Here is a 22,748-nt window from a genome sequence, read left to right as displayed (position 1 = left end):
TATGTTGCAATTTTAGTCATATTTTGTATAATAATTATGTTTTGTAGATTTAAACACGAAGTTTGGTATTACTAAACAAAGGAGAGAGATTATGAATATTGGAGGAAAAATCAAAAGATTGCGCATTGCTAATCAGTTAACACTTGAAGAATTAGCCAATCGGAGTGAGTTAACAAAGGGATTTTTATCACAGGTTGAAAGAAACCTAACATCCCCTTCAATCGCAACCTTAGAGGATATTTTAGAAGCTTTAGGCACCACCTTGCATGATTTCTTTAATGAAACACAAGAAGAACAAATTGTTTTTAAAAAAGATGATTATTTTGTTAATATGCAAGATGACTTTACAATTTCTTATATTGTGCCTAATGCACAAAAAAATGCGATGGAACCCATTTTAATTGAACTTGAAAAAGGGAAGAATTCAATGGAGATGGAACCTCATGATGGCGAAGAATTTGGTTATGTCATTAGTGGGAAAGTTAAATTACACTATGGTGATAAGGAATTGATTGTAAAAAAAGGTGAAACTTTTTATCTCAGTGGAAAAAGAACACATTATTTAGAAAATCCTTATGATACTTTAGCAAAAGTAATTTGGGTTTCTACACCACCATTATTTTAGGAGGAAATGAAATGAAAAAATTGATTGAATTGGATAATTTAACAAAAGAGTATAATGGACAAGTGGTTTTAAAAGGCATTCATTTAGATATTCATGAAAATGAATTTATGACTTTACTTGGTCCTAGTGGTTGTGGAAAGACAACAACATTAAGAATTGTTGCTGGTTTTGAAGAAGCCAGTTCAGGGGAAGTCTTATTTGATGGAATTGATATTTCAACACTTCCACCTTATAAACGAGAAGTTAATACAGTTTTTCAAAAATATGCCTTATTTCCCCATATGAATGTTTTTGATAATATTGCTTTTGGTTTAAAAATTAAAAAGATGGAAAAAGATGTCATTGAACAAAAAGTTTTAAGAATCTTATCTTTGGTAGGATTAGAGGGATTTGAAAAACGTAATATTTCACAATTGTCTGGGGGACAACAACAACGTGTTGCAATTGCTAGAGCATTGGTTAATGAACCTAAGGTTTTATTATTAGATGAACCATTAGGAGCTTTGGATTTAAAATTAAGAAAAACAATGCAAATTGAATTAAAGAATATTCAAAAAGAAGTCGGGATTACTTTTGTTTATGTGACTCATGATCAAGAAGAAGCACTGACAATGTCAGATACGATTGTCGTTATGAATGATGGGGCAATCCAGCAAATTGGAACACCAACTGATATTTATAATGAACCTGAAAATCGTTTTGTTGCACAATTCATTGGGGAATCTAATATTGTTGAGGGAATATTTGTTAAAGATTTCTTAGTTGAATTTGATGGACAACAATTTGTTTGTGTTGATAAAGGTTTTGATGAGGGACAAGAAGTTGATATTGTTTTAAGACCAGAAGATTTAGATATTGTTGAAGTTGGTCAAGGAAAGATAGAAGGTGTTGTATCTTCAATTATCTTTAAAGGTGTGCATTATGAAATTATGGTAGAAACAAGTGAACGTATGTATAAAGTTCATACAACAGATATGAGTGAAATTGGAAAGAAAGTAAATCTTGATTTTTGGCCTGAAGATATTCATGTCATGGAAAAGATGGGGACATATTAATGAAACAGTATAAGAAGCTTGTTTCACCATATTGTTTTTGGTTATTTGTTTTAACAATTGTTCCTATGTTGTTAATAGCGTTTTATGCTTTTACTGCAAAAGGAACAGAAATTACAACTTTTCGATTTACTTTAGATAATTTCTTTAGATTTATTGATCCAATCTTTTTATCTGTATTGATGCGTTCTTTTGTTTTGGGTATTTTAACAACCGTGATTTGTTTATTGATTGGATATCCAATTGCATATATGATTTCAAAGTGTCAAGAAAGAACTCAAACATTATTAATTTTATTAATTACCATTCCAACATGGATTAATCTTTTAATGAGAACGTATGCATGGATGAGTATTTTAAGTAATAATGGTTTGATCAACCATGCCTTGCAAGCGCTAGGATTTGCCAAGATGCATATGATGTATACTGATTTTTCAGTTGTAATTGGGATGGTTTATAACTTTTTACCATTTATGATTTTGCCTATTCATACATCTCTTACAAATATGGATAAGTCTTTAACTGAGGCTTCTATGGATTTAGGGGCATCACGAGTACAAACATTCTTTAAGATTACTTTTCGTCTATCATTAAGTGGAGTGCTAACTGGGGTAACAATGGTATTCTTACCAGCAATTAGTGCCTTCGTTATTCCTAAGATGTTAGGTGGCGGTCAATATTCATTGATTGGTAATTTCATTGAACAACAATTTATTACAGTTGGAAACTGGCATTTTGGTAGTGCAGTTTCACTTGTTTTAGCCGTTATTGTTATTGCTTTGATGGCACTTATTTATAAGGCTGAGAAGCGTACAAATATGTCTAATGAAGATGAGGAAGGAGGAAGTAGAAGAAATGGTAAAAGAAAGAAAATACGTAAAAGTACTTTGCATTAGTTTATGTTTAGCATTTTTGTACTTTCCTTTAATTGTCATGGCATTTTTCTCGTTTAATAGTGCCAAGTCATTATCTAACTTTAAAGGCTTTTCTTTACGCTGGTATGAGTCATTATTTGGGAATTTACAGTTATTAGATGCTGTGGTAGTTTCTGTGAGTATTGCGATTTTAGCAACGGTTATTTCAACAATTTTAGGGACAATGACAGCAATTGCTTTAACGAAGTCTAAGAAGGTTATAAGAACAACGATTTTACAGGTTAATAATTTACCTATCATGAATCCAGAAATTGTAACAGCGATTTCTTTAATGATCTTTTTCTCAGTTATTAATATTGATAAAGGTTATATGACGATGTTATTGGCTCATATTGCTTTTTGTACCCCTTATGTTATTACAAATGTTTATCCAAAAGTTAAACAATTAGATCCTAATTTAGCAGATGCTGCAATGGATTTAGGGGCAACGCCATTTCAAACTTTGATGAAGGTTATTTTACCTCAAATTAAACCTGGGATTGTTGCGGGAGCATTATTAGCCTTTACTATGTCATTTGATGATTTTGTTATTTCTTATTTTGTTAGTGGTAATGGTGTTGAAAATATTTCAATTGTTATTTATAACATGTCTAAACGTATGAATCCAAGTATTTATGCTTTATCGACGATTGTTTTAATTGTTATTTTATTGGTATTGTTAATTGGAACATTTATTCCATATTTAATTGTTAAAAAGAAAGGAGCAAGCATAAATGAAGCGTCATCTTAAAATTATTTTAGCATTAACTCTTGTGGTTGGAATGTTAAGTGGATGTGGGTCACGTAGCTATTCTCATACTTTAAGAGTCTTTAACTGGGGTGAATATGTTGATCCTGATGTGATTAGTGGTTTTCAAAGAGAATTTGATTGTAAAGTTATTTATGAAACATTTGATTCTAATGAATCAATGTATACAAAATTATTAGGAGGAAACAAGTATGATATTATGGTTCCTTCTGAATATATGATTGAACGTTTGATTAAAGAAAATCTATTACAAAAGATTGATTGGTCTTTGATTACATCTAAATCAAGTTTAGATAGTAAAGTTTTAAATCAAAATTTTGATAAGAATAATGATTATTGGGTTCCTTATTTCTATGGGAATGTTGGAATTGTTTATGATAAGACACAAGTTTCAGAAAAAGATTTAAAAGCTGGATGGGAAGTTTTACGTAATCCTAAGTATAAAGGAAATATCTATATGTATGATTCAGAAAGAGATTCTTTTATGGTGGCTTTAAAGGCTTTAGGATATTCTATGAATACAACGAATCAAAAAGAAGTCAAAGATGCTTATCAATGGCTTGTTGAACAACGTCAAACAATGGATCCAACTTATGCAACAGATGAAACAATTGATGCTATGAAAAATGGTGAAAAGGCTATGGCTGTTATGTATTCAGGTGATGCAGCATCGGTTATGTTAGAAAATTCGGATATTGGATTTTATATGCCAGAAGAAGGAACAAACATATGGTTTGATGGTTTTGTCGTGAGTAAAGATTGTAAAGAAACAAAATTAGCCATGGAATTTATTAATTATATGATTAATGATGAGAATGCTTTAAATAATACGTTAGAAGTAGGATACTTAACTTCTAATGTCAATGCCGCTAAAGAGGCCTCAGAAGGCGATTTTGACGGAATTAGTGCATATGGGATAAGAATGGGCAAAAATGATGAAGTGTTTGCCTATCAGCCTCAAAACATCAAAGAAATGTATAGTTCATACTGGACAAAAGTCAAAGCACAATAAAAAAATTAAAAAAGTTCTGATGAAAAAAAGCCCATCAGAACTTTATTTTTTTATGATTGCAAAAATTAAAAAGAAAAAAATGTCAAAAAGGTCTTGCAATCATTAAAAAAATATTATATACTAGTTGAGCAACAGAAAGAGAGAAACAAAAACGGTTCCATAGCCAAGTTGGTAAGGCTACAGACTGCAACTCTGTCATCGTCGGTTCGAGTCCGGCTGGAACCTCCAACTGTTGCCCAGGTGGCGAAATTGGTAGACGCACAGGACTTAAAATCCTGCGGACCTTAAAATCCGTGCCGGTTCGACTCCGGCCCTGGGCACCATTTCTTGAAAAATTCTTCAAAAAAAGAATTTGAAAAAAATGTAAAAAAAGTGTTGCAAAAGAACAGCGGATATGATATAGTATAGAGGCGCTGTTAAAGAGATGCGCTAGTAGCTCAACTGGATAGAGTGCTTGACTACGGATCAAGAGGTTGTGGGTTCGATTCCTGCCTAGCGCGCCAATTGAGTTTTGAAAAATGAATTGAACGGGAAGTAGCACAGCTTGGTAGTGCACCTGGTTTGGGACCAGGGGGTCGCAGGTTCAAATCCTGTCTTCCCGACCATTTAATGGGGCTTTAGCTCAGATGGGAGAGCGCCTGCTTTGCACGCAGGAGGTCAGCGGTTCGATCCCGCTAAGCTCCACCATTAATTGCGGAGGTTTACCCAAGCCTGGCTGAAGGGATCGGTCTTGAAAACCGACAGGGGATGAAAGTCCCGCGGGGGTTCGAATCCCTCAACCTCCGCCATTTAAAAAAAGAATATTACATATCGCGGGATGGAGCAGTCTGGTAGCTCGTCGGGCTCATAACCCGAAGGTCGTTGGTTCAAATCCTTCTCCCGCAACCAAATGGTCTGGTAGTTCAGTTGGTTAGAATGCCGCCCTGTCACGGCGGAGGTCGCGGGTTCGAGTCCCGTCCAGACCGCCATTATGGTTCCGTAGCTCAGTCGGTAGAGCAGAGGACTGAAAATCCTCGTGTCGCTGGTTCGATTCCGGCCGGAACCACCATTACTTTAAAAACAAAAACGATTCACTACATGGCGGGGTAGCTCAGTTGGCTAGAGCAATCGGTTCATACCCGGTGGGTCGGGGGTTCGAATCCCTTCCCCGCTACCATTAAGCTTATAAGTGGTGATCAACCACTTTTTATTTTATCAAGGACCCTTAGCTCAGTTGGTTAGAGCTATCGGCTCATAACCGATCGGTCGAAGGTTCGAGTCCTTCAGGGTCCACCATTGAATGTTCAAGGTTGAAGTTGTATTGATGATTCAATATGATTTCAGCCTTTTTATTTTATCTAACTATAATTTTATGGGAAAATATGGTATGATAAGTATACTAATTTTTTGTGATTAGATACACAAAATATTCATAACGGTATGTTATATTGTTGACGTGGGTGGAAGATGATATGGAAAAAATAGATAATTTTGGATTAACAACTTCACAAGTGCAAGAACGTATTGATAATGGACAAGTTAATGTTTCACATGATAATATTTCAAAGACAAAGAAACAGATTGTGATGGAACATACATTGACTTATTTCAATATTTTAAATGTCTTTTTAGCTGGGATTATTTTATCGACTGGTCGATGGACAAATTTAACTTTTATGGTTGTTGTGATTGTAAATGCTGTTGTAGGAATCTATCAAGAGTTAAAAGTTAAAAAGATTATAGATCAATTAACTGTTGTGACAGTTAAGAAGGTTAAAGTTATCAGAAATCATCAAGAATCAGTTATTCCAGTTGAAAAATTGGTTGTTGATGATGTCGTTTATATTGAAAGTGGGAATCAGATTGGTTCAGATAGTATTGTTTTAAAGTCACGAGGTTTAGAAGTGAATGAAGCAATGTTAACTGGTGAATCAAAACCAGTTAAGAAAAATCATGGAGATGAATTACTTGCAGGTAGCTTTGTTGTAGCTGGAAGCGCCTATGCACAGGTGGTTAGAGTAGGAAATGATAATTATTCGACTCAGCTTGTTCATAAGGCTAAACATAAAAATAAAGCATCTTCAGAGATGAAAGATGCGATTGGCAAAGTGATTAAAGTTTTAAGTGTTGTGATTATTCCGGTTGGTTTGGTTTTGTTTATATCACAACTTGCAGCTTTTCCTGATGATCGGGCATCAGCGATTGTTAAGACTGTTGGTGGTGTGATTGGGATGATCCCTGAAGGCTTGGTTTTATTGACAAGTTTATCATTTATTCTTGGAGTGGGTAAGTTAGCCAAGAAAAAGGCTTTAATTCAAGAGATGGAAGCTATTGAAGCCCTTGCTAGAGTTAATGTGCTATGTTTAGATAAAACGGGTACACTAACAACAGGGGAGTTAGAAGTCGAAAAAATCATACCATTAATCAAACAAGATATTGATGAGATTAATCGTGTCTTAAGTGCAATGGCCTATAGTTTTGATGCTGTTAATGCGACGCAATTGGCTTTACAACATCATTTTTCTAGAGTTGAGGGTTATGATGTCAAAACGCTGATTCCGTTTTCGTCACAGCGTAAAATGAGCGCTGTTTGCTTTGAAAAACAAGGTGCTTATGCAATGGGAGCACCTGAATACTTATTACCTGAAAATCATCCTGTTTTAAAACAGGTAGAAACCTACTCAAAAGAAGGATTACGTGTTTTATTGCTTGTCCAAACTGACTTAGTTGATGAACAAACAAGCCAAATTGGTCAGGTTGTTCCAGTAGCACTTGTTTTAATTCATGATTGCATTCGTCAAGAAGCAAGAGAAACTTTGGCCTTTTTTGAAAAATCTGGAGTTGAAATGCGCATCTTATCTGGTGATAATCCAATGACTGTATCACGTGTTGCATGTTTAGCTGGATTAAAGAATGGTGAGCGTTATATTGATGCTTCAACCTTACCAAATGATGAAGAAGAACTACAAAAAGTAGTTGCTCATTATCGTGTCTTTGGGCGTGTAAAACCTGAACAAAAACAACAAATTATCCGTGCTTGCCAAGCTCTTGGTCAAGTTGTCGGGATGGTTGGAGATGGTGTGAATGATGTTTTGGCTTTAAAAGATGCTGATTGCGGAATTGCTATGGCAGCTGGAAGTGATGCCGCCAAACAAGCGGCCCATATCGTTTTGTTAGATTCTAACTTTGCTTCTATGCAAGCCATTGTGAAAGAAGGCCGCGCAATTATTGCTGATATTGAAAGAGTCAGTTCACTTTATTTAACAAAAACCATCTATTCAACAGCACTTTGTTTAATTTTTGCAGCTTTACGAATGAGTTATCCTTTTACGCCATTACAATTAAGTTTAATTAGTGGATTAGCTATTGGTATTCCTAGTTTCTTATTAACCTTAGAACGTTCATCAGTGTTATCATCACAAGGCTTTTTACGCCATGTTGTTTCAACTGCTTTACCTTGTGCATTAACAATGATTATTTATATGTTGGCAATTGGGTTTGTAGGTCAGTGGTTACACTTTGATGCTAAAATGTATTCAACTTATTATTTCTTGGTTGCTGGATTCATTAGTTTTTTAGTTGTATTTATTGTGTGTATGCCACTCAATCGTTTACGTATGACACTTGCAAGCGTCATAACAATATTGTTTTATTGTATTTTATTGATTATGCCAAATTTCTTTGAAATTTATCCATTGTTAAATTGGCGCGTTATTTGGACTATTCCACTATGTGCAAGTGCAGTTTTCGTGATTGGATTGTTAAGAAAAATGATTCACTATTTTATGAAAAGATATGATGTCTATTTATCTCACCATTAAAAGATTTTGTAAAGATAAAAAAGACTGTTCTTTACAAAGAATTTCATCAAACTGCTTTTTAGAAGCTTGATAAAAATCAAATGGATTAATTCTTACATGAGAAAAATAAACACCACATTTGAGTTGTATTTCACACTCATTTTGATGATAAGTAAAAGTTTGATGAGCAAGCTTTTGATAGAGATTATCAATAGCGTTGCTGATTTCTTGTTCAGTTATATTAAAAGTAACAATAAAATAACTATCACTACGTTCAGAATATAGATTTGCATAATCAAAATTAAAATGTTCTTGAATACTATCTTCAATTGGTTGATAAAAGTGATAGTAAAAGTCTGGAAATTTTTCATATAGATAAGGAGTTATATGATATTGAATATAAATTCCAGTAATAAATGTTGTCTGTTCTGGTTTTTGAATGGATTTAAAAAAATCTCGCATATTTTCCTTAGAATATAATGTATCATAATTATAATCAGGATCCAAAATAGGTAGAGAAGAATTGTTTGTTTTGTTTAAATTATATATGTACATGAAAATCACCCTTGGAAGTTATAGCATATATATTGAGCAAAATTTTGTAGAATTTGTCGAAGAAAGGTAAAAAAATAGAAAGGAATTTATATGAAACCGCGAAAAAAGTTGTTTATAGCCATAATTTGTATTATTATAGCAATTCTTGTCATAGGAATTGGTTATTTCGTTATTAATCAATCATCTATCCATTTTATAAGTAATCATGAGATTGAAGTCAATACAGTTGTTGATTATTCTCGTTTCATAGATTATGTTAAAGATGGTAAGAAAGATGATGTTAAGATAGATAGTTCTCAAGTGAATGTTAAAAAAGTTGGAGAATATAAAGTTGTTTATAAGTATAAAGATGAAGAAAAAACTTTGAAGGTCAATGTTGTTGATACATTGCCTCCTGAATTTGATGTCAAATCTAAAAAGGTTGCTTTAAATCAAACAGTTGAACCATCAGAGCTTGTTAAGAATATTAAAGATGCTAGTCAAACAAAAGTATCTTTTGCTAAAAACTATGAATTTAATAAAGTGGGTTGGCAAGAGATAGAAGTGATTGTTAAGGATGCGTATGATAATGAAACAAGAAAAAAAGTCAAGGTGAATGTTGTTAAAGATGAAAAGGCACCTGAAATTATTGTTGGCAATGCGAATGTTGTCGTTGGGGAAAAAATTGATTTAAAAGCTTTAGCGACAATTAAAGATGATTTTGATAAGAATCCAACTTTAAAAGTAGAAAGTGATAAGCTAGATACGAATAAGATAGGAACTTATCAAGTTAAATATATTGCTAAAGATGTTTCAGGCAATCAATCAGAAAAAACAATACAAGTAGAAGTTGTTGATAAAACCAAAGACAATGAAAAAGTTGTTTATTTAACATTTGATGATGGACCATCTCGCCATACCCCAGAAGTTTTAGAGATTTTAAAACGTTATCAATGTAAAGCGACTTTCTTTATAACTGGTATGAATGAAAAATATCGTCCTTATATTAAAACAGCATATGATCAAGGACATACCATTGGATTACACACTTATTCGCATAATTATTCTAAAGTTTATGCTTCAACAAATGCTTATTTTAAAGATTTAGATAAAGTTGGTAAGCTAGCTAAAGAATATATTGGTTTTACCCCAAAATATATTCGTTTTCCAGGTGGTGGATCAAATACAATTTCACGAAAATATAACAAAGGAATTATGAGTCAACTTACAAAGCAAGTTGGTAAAAAAGGATATATTTATTATGATTGGAATTGTGAGAATGGTGATGGTTATGCGCATATGAGTCAATCTCAAATGTTAAAAAGAGCAACATCATCTTCGGCTAAAAAAGTCATGATTTTAATGCATGATGCTAATGGGAAACAAAATACTGTAGATATTTTGCCTAAAGTGATAGAACATTATCAGAAAAAAGGATATACATTTAAAGCTATTGATGATTCAACACCAGTTTTTCATCAACATGTGAATAATTAAGCCCATTTAGGGCTTTTTTATTTTCTTATACATATAATGAAGTGGTGATAAAATGAAAAAGAAATATATGATATTGTTCATTATCATTATTTATTGTTTGATTCTTAAATATATGCTGCATGTTATTTTTCCTTTTCTTTTGGCAATTCTTTTTTATTTTGTCATGAAACCATTTATTGACTATTTTGATCAAAGAATCCATATGCAAAGACATTCTATAGGGATTATCTTATTGGTTGTCTTTTACTTTATGATTCTATTTGTACTTGCGATTATTGTGACGTATGGCTTTTTCTTCATTATGCAATTCATAAAAAATTGGCCTGAATATTATGTCAATATTATTGAACCATTTTTCAATGAGATAATGGGATACTTTCATCAAGCAGATTGGTTAAAAAATAAAGATGTTTTGGCTTATCTGCAAACACTTTTACAAAACAGTATCTTTTATACAATGACTTTTTTATCACAAATCATGAATCGTATTCCTACTTTCTTTTTTTCCTTTTTATTATTTATTATTTCTTCTTTTTTTCTTGTTATAGATTATGAAAGTATAAAAAAGAAGTTTTATCAGATTTTTCCTTACCATACACTAGAATTTATTATTTTTATTAAAAACAAATGTTTAAAGAGTCTAGGCATTTATTTAAAGTGTCAATTGATTTTAATGGTGATTTGTTTTTTTATTCTTTGGATAGGCTTTTCTGTTTTAAGATTCCAAAATGCCCTCTTATATGCTTTATTAACTGCTTTTTTAGATAGTTTACCTTTTATTGGTGTTGGGATTGTTATTTTACCTATGTGTTTATTTTATCTTTTTAAGGGGATTTATTTAAAAGCACTATATTTATTTTTGCTTTATTTAATTATTAATGTTGTAAGGAGTTTATTAGAACCACAAATTATGAATAAACAATTACAGATTCCATCCTTCCTTTTGCTTTTATCTATGATGATTCATTTATATTTCTTTGGCTTGATTGGGATTATTCTTTCACCTATTCATATGAATATTATTTATAGTATTTTAGATGCTAAGGATAAAGCTTCTCATTAAAACTTGAATTTGATATAATAGCATGGGAGGTTAATTATGGATAAAAAGTATTTTTTCTTTGATATTGATGGAACACTTACAAATAAAGAAACAGGTGAAATTGTTGAAAGTGCTAAAATGACTATTCAACAATTACAAGCTCAAGGACATTTTGTATGTATTGCGACAGGTCGAGCTTATTATAAGACAAAAGAATTTGCTAAAAAGATGGGTATTCATCATATAGTAAGTAATGGTGGAGCAGCATTGACAATCAATGATGAACTGATTGAAAATAGACCACTTGATCATCAACTGGCTGTTCAATTATGCTATGAAGCTGATCGATTAGGTTATGGTATTTTAATATCACCACGTGATAGTATTGATGTTGTGATGAAAGATGAGCGTTTTATTGAACAGATTGGTTATCGTCAAGAACCAACACGTTATATTTTAAATCGTTCTATGAAATTTGAAGATATTGAAAACATATATAAGATTTATATTGCGATTTCTCCTAAGGAAGAAGATCGATTAACATTAAAAGATAGTTTAGGGCATATTCGTTTTATGCCAGGATGTTTAACTTATCAACATGATGAAAAAGATCAAGGAATCCTTAAAATGATTGAAAGAGTCAATGGAAAAAAAGAAGATGTTGTTGTTTTTGGTGATGATTTTAATGATTTGGTAATGTTTAAAAAAGAATGGACCAATATAGCCATGGGAAATGCTTGTGAACCGTTAAAAGCCCAGGCAACATTTGTAACAAAGGCCAGTGTTGATGATGGAATAGAATATGCTTGTCGCCATTTTGGATGGATTTTATAAAAAAACCTTTTTTGATTGCTATTTGATGATAATCGTCATAAACTGAGAATATAAGGAGGTTTTTTTATGAAAAACGAACATTACAAGCATAATGTGAAAACCATTGCATCTGTATTCATTGCAGTTGTGGCTATTTGTGCATTAGTGATTGTGTTGAGTGGCAATCAATACAAGAAGTATTTAGGTTTAACCGAATATCCTAATTGTATGAAAGTTGATGAATATGGCGATGCAGGAAATGATGAAGGATGCATTCGTCACACGAGAACTTTAACGCCTGATTATCAAGATGTCTATTCTTTAAGTTTTGAAACTTTTTATATGAATAATGAAGATAATGCGAGTCAAAAATATGTAGACTTGCTTGATAGTATGAAGGTAGAAAAAATTGTTAAGAAGAAAGAAACACATATTTCTGATGTTTCAAGAGTGACATGCTTTAAAACTGATAAAAATCAAGTTTGGTATATTGTTAAAGAGGGAACGACTTTATATAAAGCTTATGGTATAAATAGTGAAATGGATAAAAAACAAAGATGGTTTGATGTATTGAAAATTAATTATAAAGTACCAGATATGATATAAATAATTTATTGTATACAATTATACAACATAATGGTATAATAATCTATATCATAAGAGGGGTGATTGATATGGAAGAAAAGATTAGAGATTTTTTTGAAAAATCTTTAACGGAAAATCAAATTGATAATGAATTATATACAACATATTCTGTTAAAAAGGGATTACGTAATGAAGATGGAACAGGAGTTTTAGTAGGGTTAACAAAAATTTCTGATGTTGTCGGATATAAAAAAGAAAATGGGGAAAAGGTTGATGACTATGGTCATCTTTATTATCGTGGAATTAATGTCAGAGATATTATCGAAGCGAAGCGTCATGAAAAGAGATATCTCTTTGAAGAAGTTTGTTTTTTAATTTTATTTGGTTATTTACCAAATCAGGAAGAATTTGAAAAATTTAAAAAAATATTAAGTTCAAATTATGAATTACCGCCACATTATTTAGAGGCAAATATTTTAGGCTTTCCAGCCAAGAATTTAATGAATAAATTACAACAAGAAGTTTTAATGTTATATAACTATGATGAAGATCCTGATAACGTGGGAATTGAAGAAACATTATTAAAGGGTATTCATTTACTTGCTAAAATGCCAAGTATGGTTTGTTATACATATCAAACCAAAGTTCATTATTTTGATGCTCAAAGTTTGTTTATCCATCATATTCACCAAGATTATAGTATTGCTGAAACAATTTTAGCATTATTAAGAGATGATGGGACTTTTAGTAAAAAAGAAGCTGAAGTATTAGATGTTGCCTTGGTTTTACATGCTGACCATGGTGGAGGAAATAACTCAACTTTTACTAATGTCGTGATTTCTTCAACCGGTACAGATATTTATTCATCAGTTGCAGGGGCAATTGGGTCATTAAAAGGACCTCGTCATGGTGGAGCCAATTTAGCCGTTAAACAACAAATGGAAAAAGTCATTCAGGAAATTTCACTTCAAGCCAGTGATGAACAAATTCATGATATCATCTGTCGTATTTTAGATAAACAATTTAATGATGGTAGTGGATTGGTTTATGGAATTGGTCATGCTGTTTATACTTTAAGTGATCCACGTAGTGATATTTTGGCTGAAAAGTGTAAAGAACTTGCTGAAGAAAAAAATCGCTTAGATGAATTTGATTTTTATCAAAGATTTGCTAAAATTGCGATTGCTGAAATTTATCAACGTAAAGGTATTCATGTTTGTAGTAATGTTGATTTTTATAGTGGTTTAGTTTATGATATGCTAAATATTCCTAGTGATCTTTATACATTGTTGTTTGTAGTTGGAAGAACAGTTGGATGGATAGCACATAATATTGAAAGTAAACTCTATTCAAATCGTATTATTCGTCCAGCAACAAAGTATGTTGGCGGTATTAAGGAGTATGAGGACATTGAGAAAAGATCGTAAAATTTTATTTTTTGATATTGATGGAACGTTAGCAATTGGTCATGATATTCCATCATCGACACAACAAGCATTAAAAAAATTACAAGCAGAAGGGCATTTATTAATGATTTGTACAGGTCGCTCTTATGAATATGCTTATCAATATTTCCATGATGTTGTTGATGGATTTATAACCAGTAATGGACGTTATATTGTTTATCATGACCAAGTTTTATTAGATGAACCCTTAACATCATCACAGATTCAATATTTTATGCAAGTGATGAGAAAACATCATTGTGGTTTTGCTTTTATTGACCATCAAAGAGGATATTTAGAAAATGAAGATCCGATTGCTTTACAAGATGCAATAGATCACTATTTACCTGGTTTTTATCAAACATCTTTTCAAGATGATGATGTCACTGGTTATATGTTTGATATTTATTTTCCTAGTCATACACAATTTGAAGATGTGCAATTAGAACTTAAGGATAGTGTTGTTTTCAATGAACATTTTCCTCATCCAAGTGCTGATGCGACAATTATTGGAGTGGACAAGGGAGATGGAATTGATAAAGTTCTAGACTATTTTTCCCTGAGTAAAGATGATGCTTTTGCTTTTGGTGATGGAGCAAATGATTTATGTATGTTTCAACATGTGACTCATAGCATAGCAATGGGTAATGCAATTGAGGAATTAAAAAAAGCAGCCGAATATGTTACAGCTGCTATTGATAATGATGGGATTGAAAAAGCTTTACAGTATTATCAGCTTATTGATTAAACGACCGTTTCAGGTCGTTTTTTTGCATAAAAAAAATCCAAGAAAAATCTTGGATTATTTGACAAGCTTTGTCCAATGGTATTTATCTTCTAAACGACCCCATTGAATACCAGTTAATGTATCATAAAGTTTTTGTGTTAATTCACCAGTTTCAAAACCATTAATTGTCACTTTTTCACCCTTATAACATAATTCTCCAATTGGTGAAATAACTGCTGCTGTTCCTGTTCCCCAAGCTTCTTTTAAAGCACCAGTTCTACCAGCTTCCATCAATTCATCAATACTTAAATCACGTTCTTCAACCTTATATCCCCAATCTTTTAAGATATGAATAATAGAATCTCTTGTGACACCAGGTAAAACTGAACCCTCTAAAGCTGCAGTAACAACAGTATCATTAATCAAGAACATAACATTCATTGTTCCAACTTCTTCAACATATTTTCGATGCACACCATCTAACCAAAGAACTTGTGTGTAACCATTTTGTTCAGCTTTGACTTGTGCAGCAATACTTGCTGCATAGTTTCCACCACATTTTGTAAATCCAGTACCGCCTTTAACTGCACGTACAAATTCATCTTCAACCCAAATTTTAACTGGATTGACACCTTCAGGATAATAGTTACCTACTGGTGATAAGATAATCACAAATTTATAACTTTTGGCTGGATGTACACCAACACCAGCTTCTGTCGCAAATGTGACTGGACGAATGTATAATGATGTATTAGGTGCTGTTGGAATCCAATCTTGTTCATATTTCACAATTGCTTCAACTGCTTCAACAAACATTTCTTCAGGTAATTCAGCCATACAAATACGTTTATTAGAATTAATCATTCTTCGTGCATTCATTTCTGGTCTGAATAATAAGATATCACCATTTGGATTACGATAAGCTTTTAATCCTTCAAAAGTTTCTTGAGCATAATGAAGAACCATCGTTGCTGGATCCATTGGAATTGGTCCATATGGGACAATACGTGCATCATGCCAGCCTTGATCTTGATCCCAATCTATCATAAACATATGATCAGTAAAATACTTTCCAAATCCTAAGTTATTTTGATCAGGTTTTTGTTTTAATGTTTTTGCTCTTTCAATTTTAATTTCCATATATATAATCCCCCTTTAACAGTTAATGCAATTATACTCTTTTTTTATTTTATAAACAATATATTTTTTTGCATTTAAATAAAAAATAGTGTAAAATTAAGGAATAAGATAAAAAACGAGGTGAAAAAATTGTTGAAAATGTTATTGTGCTGTGGTGGAGGCTTTTCTTCTAGCTATGTTGTAGAGAGAATGAAGAAAGAAATTAGAGAAAATCAATTAGAAAATGAAGTCTTTATTGAATTTTCACCATTTTCCTTAGCCTTAGATAAAATGCATGATTATGATATTGTGATTTGTTGTCCACATCTTTATATTTATGTCAAAAGACTTGCTCAAATGCAATCTTTGCCTATTCCTTTTTATATCTTGCCACCAAGAATGTATGGGATGATGGAAATTAAAGAGATTTATCAAGATGCTAAGGATATCATTCATATTTTTAGAAAATCAGGAGAAAATCCAGTTCATTTTCCTGGTGAAGAAAATGTTTTAAAAATAACCAGAAAGTGCGCATATAGTCATGAAAAATAAAAAGCAAGGGTTCTTTTTTTATTCAAGTTCTTAATAATGTTGAAAAAAAGAAGAAAATTCGCTATAATGAAAACTATCTATGATTTGAAAGGAGATGTAAACAATGGAATACATGACTTTAATTGGTATTTTAATCATTGTTGTTGGCTTTGCACTTAAACTAGATGTATTAGCGGTTGTTATTGTATCTGGGATTGTGACAGGGCTTGTTGCTGGAATTGATTTTGTTGAAATTTTAAGAATCTTAGGTGATTCATTTGTCAACAATAGATTGATGTCTATTTTCTTAATTATCTTTCCAGTCATTGCCATTATTGAAAGATATGGTTTAAAAGAGAGAGCGGCTTATTTAATTGGTAAATTAAAGAATGCGTCTGCTGGAAAAGTATTATCTATTTATATGGTTATTCGTTCAATTGCTTCAGCATTAAATGTTAGAATTGGTGGACATGTTCAATTTGTTAGACCATTAATTTTACCAATGAGTGAGGCAGCAGCTGAAATTGATAAAGAAAAACCATTGACTGAAAAAGAAGATGAAGATATTAAAGGATTATCTGCAGCAGTAGAAAACTATGGAAACTTCTTTGCTCAAAACTGTTTCCCTGCTTCTAGTGGTGTTGTATTGATTCAAGGAACATTGGTTGGTTTAGGTTATAAAGAAATTACTTTATCAATGATTTCTTCTTCAGCTATTTATATTGCTGTGATTGCTGTTATTTTAACAATTGTTCAAGTTCTATTGTATGATAGAAAATTAAAGAAGGAGGGAAAAGAATAATGACTCAATTTTTAAGTGTTTATCTTCCTGAATTTTTCTATGTGTTATGTGGATTAGTAAGTTTTGATTGTGCCCTTCGTGCAACAAAAAATGAAGAAGCACGTATTGGTACAGCGCTATTTTGGAGTTTATTAGGAATTATCTTTATGTTTGGGAAAATGATTCCTTCAGTTGTTACAGGAATTTTACTTGTTGTGATGGGATGTTTAACTGCAACAAAACAAGTAAGAATGGGTAAATTTGTTGAATCTACACCTGAATTCCGTCAAAAAGCCAGTGAAAGAGTAGGAAATAAAATTTTTATTCCTGCCGTATCAATTGGTTTAATGGCATTAGCTTTATCATTTGTTAAATATAATGTTGAAGTTGATGGCGTTATTAAAGCACAAGCTTTAGATGGTGCAGTAATGACAGGAACTGCTTGTTTAGTGGCACTTGTTTTAGCTTTTGTTATTTGTAAACCAAAGGTTTCTGAAACAAGATCAGATACATCACGTTTATTAATGCAAGTTGGAGCTTCTTGTCTATTGCCTCAATTATTAGGAGCATTAGGTGCTGTCTTTAAAGAAGCTGGTGTTGGTGATGTTATTTCACAAATTATTTCAAGTGTTGTGCCATCTGGAAACATTGTGATTGGTGTTATTGTCTATGTTTTAGGTATGGTTATCTTTACAATGATTATGGGTAATGCTTTTGCTGCCTTTACAGTTATTACAATTGGAATTGGTTATCCATTTGTTATTGCTCAAGGTGGAAATCCTGCCGTAATTGGAGCGTTAGGGATGACTGCTGGATATTGTGGAACTTTGATGACACCAATGGCGGCAAACTTTAATATTGTGCCTTGTGCGGTCTTAGAAACAAAAGACCAAAAATGGGCAGTTATTAAAGCACAAGCACCAATGGCATTAATTATGATTGTTATTCACATTATTTTAATGTTAGTATTAGGTTTCTAAGGAGGAACATTATGAAAATATTAGTTACTGGTTTTGATCCTTTTGGTGGAGAAAAAATTAATCCAGCGATTGAATCAGTTAAAAAATTACCAGATGAAATTGCTGGTGCTCAAATTATTAAATTAGAAATTCCAACGGTTTGTCATCGTTCATTAGAAGTTATTGATCAAGCTATTCAAGAACATAATCCAGATGTTGTTTTATCAATTGGTCAAGCAGGTGGAAGAAGTGATATTACAGTTGAAAGAGTTGGAATTAATGTTGATGATTGTCGTATTCCTGATAATGCTGGACAACAAATTATTGATGAACCAGTATTTGTGGATGGACCAGCTGCTTATTTTGTTAATTTACCAATTAAGGCAATGGTTGCTCGTATTCAACAACGTCAAATTCCAGCATCTGTTTCTAACAGTGCCGGAACATTTGTTTGCAATCATGTAACTTATGGTGTAAGACATATTATTGAAACAAAATATCCGGGTAAAAGAAGTGGTTTCATTCATATTCCATTCTTACCACAACAAGTTATTGATAAAAAGAATATGCCAAGTATGTCATTAGAAACAATTGTAGAAGCATTAACAGCTGCGATTGAAGCTATTGTTGATACTGATGTTGATTTAAAAGTAACTGGTGGGGCGACTCATTAATGAAACAAAAAATATTTGTTTATGGAACATTAAGAAAAGGTATGTACAATTATGATCTTTATCTTAAAGATGAAGATTCATTTCGACAATATGGATATATCAAAGGTAGCTTAATGACAATTAGAGGTAAAGCTTATCCGGCTTATATAACAGAAGGTCAGGATATGATTTTAGGTGAGATTCATGAAGTGAGTGAGAAAACACTTAAATTGATTGATGAAATGGAAGGATATTTTGGAAAAGGAAATCCAAATAATGAATATAACAAAGAAATTTGTGATATTTATGATGAAAACAATCAAATTATCGATCAAGCTTACGTTTATGTCTTTAATATGGACAATCGTAGAAATGTTTCTGCTCTTGAAAATGATATCGAATCTCATGATTATGTGAAATACATACAAGAAATAAAAAGAAATGAAAAAACTTATTCAATTGATGAATAAGTTTTTTTTCATTTATTCTATAATTTCGATTTGCATTGATTTCATAACATCGATACTTTCCTGATGAACTTTTTCATCAGCACTTGCAGTACCTCTTAAATCAACACGAATTGGTGTATCAGGTTGTGCTGCTTTAGCCATAATTGCATTGGAAAGAACACAAATATGTGAAACAACTCCAACAAAAGTAATATCTTCATATTCTTTACCTTCTAAGTAATAAGCTAAATCCAATGAAGGAAAAGTTGGCTTTTTAAAGCATAGACAATCTTGTAATAAGTCTTTCACTTTACCATAAAGTTCCCAACCTTCACTATGTTCAATACAATGTTCAATAGGTAGATGAGCCCCCTCATAAGTTTCTAAATAATTTTGAGTATGGGTATCCATCGTATAAACAATTTCATCACCATTCATGTGATATTCCTTAATGAGATTCACAATATGGTCTTCTAATGCTTTCGCTTTATCAAAACCTAAACTACCACTTACAAAATCATTTTGAAAATCTACAACAACTAATAATCTTTTCATATTTTCACCCCGTTTACTTTATTTTATCAAATTTCATTGACTTGTCAAACATTTCATTATATAATCATATTAACATATGAATAATTGTTCATATAAAAGGAGGAAGAACATGGATAAATCAACGATTGTTAATCAAGATGTTGTTAATCAAGTAGTTGAAGCATTACCTGATGAAGAAATACTTTATGATGTTGCAGAGCTATTTAAAGTATTTGGTGATTCTACGCGTATTAAAATTATATGTGCGCTTTTTGAATCAGAAATGTGTGTTTATGATTTAGCTGCAGCTTTATCAATGACACAATCAGCAATTTCACATCAATTAAGGATTTTAAAAACTGCGAATCTTGTAAAATTCAGACGTGAAGGAAAACTTATTTATTACTCATTGGATGATGAACATGTTCAACAAATCTTTGATGCAGGATATAAACATGTGATTGAATAAGGGAGGGAATTTTATGATCAAAAAATACACACTCAAGAATCTTGACTGTGCATCATGTGCACATAAAATTGAAAACATGATTAATCAAAGAGAAGATATTAATGAAGCTACACTTTCTTTTGCAAATGGATTATTAATTATTGATTCCAATCAAGCTATAGATATACACGAATTAGAAAAGCTTATTCAAGCATTAGAACCAGAAGTCACAATTGAAGAAAAAGATGCTCATCATCACCATCATCATGAAGAACATACACATCATCATGATGAATGCAGTTGTGGGCATGAGCATCATGAACATCATCATGAGCATTGTGAATGCGGACATGACCATGAAGAAGATCATCGTATATTAAATGAAAAAGGGACAATTTCTTATCACATTGCTGGATTAGATTGTGCATCATGTGCTATGAAAGTGGAAGATGCTATTCAAAAATTATCAACGGTTGAAGAAGCAGTTCTTAATTTTTCTACTGAAACTTTACAAGTGAAACCTCAAGGTCATGTTGAAAAAGATGTTTTGTTAAAGGAACTTCAAAAAACAATTGATCAAGTTGAAGATGGAGTCGTTTTATCTTATAAGAATCAAAGTCGAGTGATTGAAAAACCTCAATTATTTGTTGTTAAAGATCATCTTTCATTGATTGTAGGGATTTTGATTTATATTGTAAGTTTAATATTTGAAGCACAGGCTTTTTCTTTTGTTGGTTTTTTAATCGCTTATATATTGATTGGTTATGATGTTATTTTAAAAGCGGCTAAGAATATTTTAAGAGGAGAAATCTTTGATGAAAACTTCTTAATGGGAATTGCGACAATTGGAGCTTTTGCGATAGGAGATTATCCTGAAGCAGTTGCGGTTTTATTGTTTTATTCTATTGGTGAGATTTTTCAATCTTATGCTGTTAATAAAACAAGAAATTCGATTTCGGCATTAATGGACATTAAAAGTGAATATGCAAACTTAAAAACTTCAAATGGTGTTCAACAAGTGGCTCCTGAAGAAGTGAAAGTAGGCGATATTTTAGTTGTAAAGGTTGGAGAAAAGATTCCTTTAGATGGAGTGGTTGTTCAAGGTCATTCTTTATTAGACACTTCAAGTTTAACTGGTGAATCAGTTCCTCGAGAAGTTTTAGAAAATCAAGAAGTATTGGCTGGAGTCGTTAACTTAACTGAAATCTTAGAAATTAAGGTGACAAAACCCTATGTTGATTCAACAGTTTCTAAAATCTTGGAATTAATGGAAAATGCGGCAAGTAAAAAAGCCCCAATTGAAAAATTTATTACAAGATTTGCTAGAATTTATACCCCAACAGTTGTTGGCTTAGCCGTTTTATTAGCTATTGTACCAATGTTTATCTTTGAAGATGCCCAATTTACCGATTGGTTGTATCGTGCACTTACATTCTTAGTTGTTTCTTGTCCTTGTGCATTGGTTATTTCAATTCCTTTAGGATTGTATGCTGGACTTGGAAAAGCTAGTAAAGTAGGGGCCTTAATTAAAGGTGGAAACTATTTAGAATTGTTAAAGGATGTTGATACAGTTGTATTTGATAAAACAGGAACTTTAACAAAAGGAAGTTTTGATGTTGTTGAAATAAATGGTCAAGATGATTTATTAATGTATGGGGCTTATGGTGAATATTATAGTAATCATCCACTTGCTAAAAGTATTGTTAAAAAATATGGAAAAGCTATTGATGAAAGTCTTATTTCTGATTTTAAAGAAATTGCTGGTAAAGGTATAGATGTTTATATAAAACAACATCATGTTATTTTAGGAAATGCGACTTTCTTTGAAGAAAAGAATATTGTTGTTAAAGAACCATCAAGAGTTGGAACAATTGTTTATATTGCGATTGATGAGAAGTTTGCAGGTTCAATTGTTGTTGCTGATCAAATTAAAGAAACGACTAAACAAGGGATTCAGTCGCTTAAAAAAGTAGGAGTAAAAAATACTGTTATGTTGACAGGTGATCATCATAAAGTTGCTCAAGATGTAGCTAGTCAATTAGGAATTGACAGCGTATATAGTGAATTATTACCAAGTGATAAAGTCACTCAAGTTGAACAATTGTTATCACAAAAACAAGGATATGTTGCCTTTGTAGGTGACGGAATCAATGATGCTCCCGTTTTAGCAAGAGCTGATGTTGGAATTGCAATGGGTGGTGTTGGTAGTGATGCTGCAATTGAAGCTGCTGATGTTGTTTTAATGCAAGATAATATTGAAACAATCAGTGATGCGATTTCTATCTCATATAAGACAAATAGAATTTTGAAAGAAAATGTTGCTTTTACATTAATCATTAAAATAGGTGTTTTGATTTTAACGATGTTTGGTATGTCTAATATGTGGATGGGAGTTTTTGCTGATGTTGGTGTAACCTTAATTGCAATCTTAAATTCAATGCGTATTTTACGATAAATAAAATAGAGTAAGGAGGAAAGAG

The 22,748-nt window shown here is 31.9% G+C and carries 22 protein-coding genes and 11 tRNA genes; 30 read left to right on the top strand and 3 right to left on the bottom strand.

Annotation, left to right across the window (positions count from 1 at the left end; translation table 11 throughout):
- Positions 1 to 91 precede the first annotated feature (91 nt).
- The 17 genes from EDD60_RS05525 to EDD60_RS05445 all read left to right on the top strand — a co-directional run bounded on the left by EDD60_RS05525 (position 92) and on the right by EDD60_RS05445 (position 8,172).
- On the top strand, positions 92 to 625 hold the full coding sequence (locus EDD60_RS05525) for a helix-turn-helix domain-containing protein (protein WP_066450674.1): 534 nt from the start codon (positions 92 to 94) through the stop codon (positions 623 to 625).
- An 11-nt stretch (positions 626 to 636) separates the two neighbouring features.
- The gene (gene potA / locus EDD60_RS05520; RefSeq protein WP_066450672.1) at positions 637 to 1,680 is read left to right on the top strand and encodes a spermidine/putrescine ABC transporter ATP-binding protein; all 1,044 of its coding nucleotides are present in this window, start codon (positions 637 to 639) and stop codon (positions 1,678 to 1,680) included.
- Entirely contained in the window at positions 1,680 to 2,573 is an 894-nt protein-coding gene (locus EDD60_RS05515; protein ID WP_066450669.1) for an ABC transporter permease, read from the top strand. Before potA ends, EDD60_RS05515 begins: the two co-directional genes overlap by 1 nt.
- Entirely contained in the window at positions 2,533 to 3,342 is an 810-nt protein-coding gene (locus tag EDD60_RS16385) for an ABC transporter permease (protein ID WP_066450666.1), read from the top strand. The genes EDD60_RS05515 and EDD60_RS16385 overlap by 41 nt, the downstream gene beginning before the upstream one ends.
- Positions 3,326 to 4,372, top strand: a complete 1,047-nt coding sequence (locus tag EDD60_RS16380; protein WP_066450663.1) for an ABC transporter substrate-binding protein — start codon at positions 3,326 to 3,328, stop codon at positions 4,370 to 4,372. Before EDD60_RS16385 ends, EDD60_RS16380 begins: the two co-directional genes overlap by 17 nt.
- Before the next feature lie 153 nt (positions 4,373 to 4,525).
- Positions 4,526 to 4,600: transfer RNA gene (locus EDD60_RS05500), tRNA-Cys, on the top strand.
- A gap of 6 nt (positions 4,601 to 4,606) precedes the next feature.
- A tRNA-Leu gene (locus tag EDD60_RS05495) sits at positions 4,607 to 4,695 on the top strand.
- Between the two features lie 103 nt (positions 4,696 to 4,798).
- Positions 4,799 to 4,875: transfer RNA gene (locus tag EDD60_RS05490), tRNA-Arg, on the top strand.
- A gap of 25 nt (positions 4,876 to 4,900) precedes the next feature.
- Positions 4,901 to 4,977 (top strand) — tRNA-Pro (locus tag EDD60_RS05485).
- A 6-nt stretch (positions 4,978 to 4,983) separates the two neighbouring features.
- Positions 4,984 to 5,059 (top strand) — tRNA-Ala (locus tag EDD60_RS05480).
- 8 nt (positions 5,060 to 5,067) lie between these two features.
- Positions 5,068 to 5,160: transfer RNA gene (locus EDD60_RS05475), tRNA-Ser, on the top strand.
- Positions 5,161 to 5,183: 23 nt separating this feature from the next.
- Positions 5,184 to 5,260: transfer RNA gene (locus tag EDD60_RS05470), tRNA-Met, on the top strand.
- A 3-nt stretch (positions 5,261 to 5,263) separates the two neighbouring features.
- Positions 5,264 to 5,340 (top strand) — tRNA-Asp (locus EDD60_RS05465).
- A 4-nt stretch (positions 5,341 to 5,344) separates the two neighbouring features.
- A tRNA-Phe gene (locus EDD60_RS05460) sits at positions 5,345 to 5,420 on the top strand.
- A 31-nt stretch (positions 5,421 to 5,451) separates the two neighbouring features.
- A tRNA-Met gene (locus EDD60_RS05455) sits at positions 5,452 to 5,528 on the top strand.
- Positions 5,529 to 5,570: 42 nt separating this feature from the next.
- Positions 5,571 to 5,647: transfer RNA gene (locus EDD60_RS05450), tRNA-Ile, on the top strand.
- A gap of 176 nt (positions 5,648 to 5,823) precedes the next feature.
- Positions 5,824 to 8,172, top strand: coding sequence for an HAD-IC family P-type ATPase (locus EDD60_RS05445; protein ID WP_066449319.1), 2,349 nt, complete (start codon positions 5,824 to 5,826; stop codon positions 8,170 to 8,172).
- Here EDD60_RS05445 and EDD60_RS05440 read toward each other — a convergent pair.
- Complete coding sequence (locus tag EDD60_RS05440) at positions 8,158 to 8,706, bottom strand: hypothetical protein (RefSeq protein WP_066449321.1); 549 nt, start codon at positions 8,704 to 8,706, stop codon at positions 8,158 to 8,160. The two genes, EDD60_RS05445 and EDD60_RS05440, sit on opposite strands and share 15 nt — an antisense overlap.
- A 90-nt stretch (positions 8,707 to 8,796) precedes the next feature.
- On the opposite strand from EDD60_RS05440, the gene EDD60_RS05435 reads away from it, so the two are divergent.
- From EDD60_RS05435 to EDD60_RS05410, 6 genes are all read left to right on the top strand, one after another.
- Complete coding sequence (locus EDD60_RS05435) at positions 8,797 to 10,182, top strand: polysaccharide deacetylase (protein ID WP_066449323.1); 1,386 nt, start codon at positions 8,797 to 8,799, stop codon at positions 10,180 to 10,182.
- Between the two features lie 52 nt (positions 10,183 to 10,234).
- On the top strand, positions 10,235 to 11,245 hold the full coding sequence (locus EDD60_RS05430) for an AI-2E family transporter (protein ID WP_066449325.1): 1,011 nt from the start codon (positions 10,235 to 10,237) through the stop codon (positions 11,243 to 11,245).
- A gap of 36 nt (positions 11,246 to 11,281) precedes the next feature.
- Positions 11,282 to 12,058, top strand: a complete 777-nt coding sequence (locus EDD60_RS05425; RefSeq protein WP_066449328.1) for an HAD-IIB family hydrolase — start codon at positions 11,282 to 11,284, stop codon at positions 12,056 to 12,058.
- A gap of 66 nt (positions 12,059 to 12,124) precedes the next feature.
- Entirely contained in the window at positions 12,125 to 12,643 is a 519-nt protein-coding gene (locus tag EDD60_RS05420) for a hypothetical protein (RefSeq protein ID WP_066449331.1), read from the top strand.
- A gap of 68 nt (positions 12,644 to 12,711) precedes the next feature.
- Positions 12,712 to 14,049, top strand: a complete 1,338-nt coding sequence (locus EDD60_RS05415; RefSeq protein WP_132226307.1) for a citrate synthase — start codon at positions 12,712 to 12,714, stop codon at positions 14,047 to 14,049.
- Complete coding sequence (locus tag EDD60_RS05410) at positions 14,033 to 14,815, top strand: HAD family hydrolase (RefSeq protein WP_243646639.1); 783 nt, start codon at positions 14,033 to 14,035, stop codon at positions 14,813 to 14,815. The genes EDD60_RS05415 and EDD60_RS05410 overlap by 17 nt, the downstream gene beginning before the upstream one ends.
- Positions 14,816 to 14,869: 54 nt before the next feature.
- On the opposite strand, the gene EDD60_RS05405 is transcribed toward EDD60_RS05410, so the two are convergent.
- Entirely contained in the window at positions 14,870 to 15,934 is a 1,065-nt protein-coding gene (locus EDD60_RS05405) for a branched-chain amino acid aminotransferase (protein WP_132226306.1), read from the bottom strand.
- A gap of 138 nt (positions 15,935 to 16,072) precedes the next feature.
- Here EDD60_RS05405 and EDD60_RS05400 point away from each other — a divergent pair, with 138 nt between their 5' ends.
- The 5 genes from EDD60_RS05400 (at position 16,073) to EDD60_RS05380 (ending at position 19,307) form a co-directional block, all read left to right on the top strand.
- Entirely contained in the window at positions 16,073 to 16,465 is a 393-nt protein-coding gene (locus EDD60_RS05400; protein ID WP_243646641.1) for a PTS sugar transporter subunit IIB, read from the top strand.
- 103 nt (positions 16,466 to 16,568) lie between these two features.
- Complete coding sequence (locus EDD60_RS05395) at positions 16,569 to 17,246, top strand: DUF969 domain-containing protein (RefSeq protein ID WP_066449339.1); 678 nt, start codon at positions 16,569 to 16,571, stop codon at positions 17,244 to 17,246.
- A complete protein-coding gene (locus EDD60_RS05390; protein WP_066449342.1) occupies positions 17,246 to 18,205 on the top strand; it encodes a DUF979 domain-containing protein in 960 nt (319 codons plus the stop codon). Before EDD60_RS05395 ends, EDD60_RS05390 begins: the two co-directional genes overlap by 1 nt.
- A gap of 11 nt (positions 18,206 to 18,216) precedes the next feature.
- On the top strand, positions 18,217 to 18,858 hold the full coding sequence (gene pcp / locus EDD60_RS05385) for a pyroglutamyl-peptidase I (RefSeq protein ID WP_066449345.1): 642 nt from the start codon (positions 18,217 to 18,219) through the stop codon (positions 18,856 to 18,858).
- Positions 18,858 to 19,307 carry a gamma-glutamylcyclotransferase family protein gene (locus EDD60_RS05380; RefSeq protein WP_066449347.1) on the top strand — a complete coding sequence of 150 codons (450 nt, stop codon included), beginning with the start codon at positions 18,858 to 18,860 and terminating at the stop codon, positions 19,305 to 19,307. The genes pcp and EDD60_RS05380 overlap by 1 nt, the downstream gene beginning before the upstream one ends.
- A gap of 12 nt (positions 19,308 to 19,319) precedes the next feature.
- Here EDD60_RS05380 and EDD60_RS05375 read toward each other — a convergent pair whose 3' ends face one another.
- Positions 19,320 to 19,841: a cysteine hydrolase family protein gene (locus EDD60_RS05375; RefSeq protein ID WP_066449349.1), complete on the bottom strand. Its 522-nt coding sequence runs from the start codon at positions 19,839 to 19,841 to the stop codon at positions 19,320 to 19,322.
- A gap of 109 nt (positions 19,842 to 19,950) precedes the next feature.
- Here EDD60_RS05375 and EDD60_RS05370 point away from each other — a divergent pair, with 109 nt between their 5' ends.
- The gene (locus EDD60_RS05370) at positions 19,951 to 20,289 is read left to right on the top strand and encodes an ArsR/SmtB family transcription factor (protein ID WP_066449350.1); all 339 of its coding nucleotides are present in this window, start codon (positions 19,951 to 19,953) and stop codon (positions 20,287 to 20,289) included.
- A gap of 13 nt (positions 20,290 to 20,302) precedes the next feature.
- Positions 20,303 to 22,723, top strand: a complete 2,421-nt coding sequence (locus EDD60_RS05365) for a heavy metal translocating P-type ATPase (RefSeq protein ID WP_066449352.1) — start codon at positions 20,303 to 20,305, stop codon at positions 22,721 to 22,723.
- Positions 22,724 to 22,748 lie beyond the last annotated feature (25 nt).

The sequence above is a fragment of the Longibaculum muris genome (assembly GCF_004343035.1).
In the GTDB taxonomy this organism is placed as follows: Bacteria; Bacillota_I; Bacilli_A; order Erysipelotrichales; family Coprobacillaceae; genus Longibaculum; species Longibaculum muris.
This window is presented reverse-complemented; position numbering and strand designations above follow the sequence as displayed.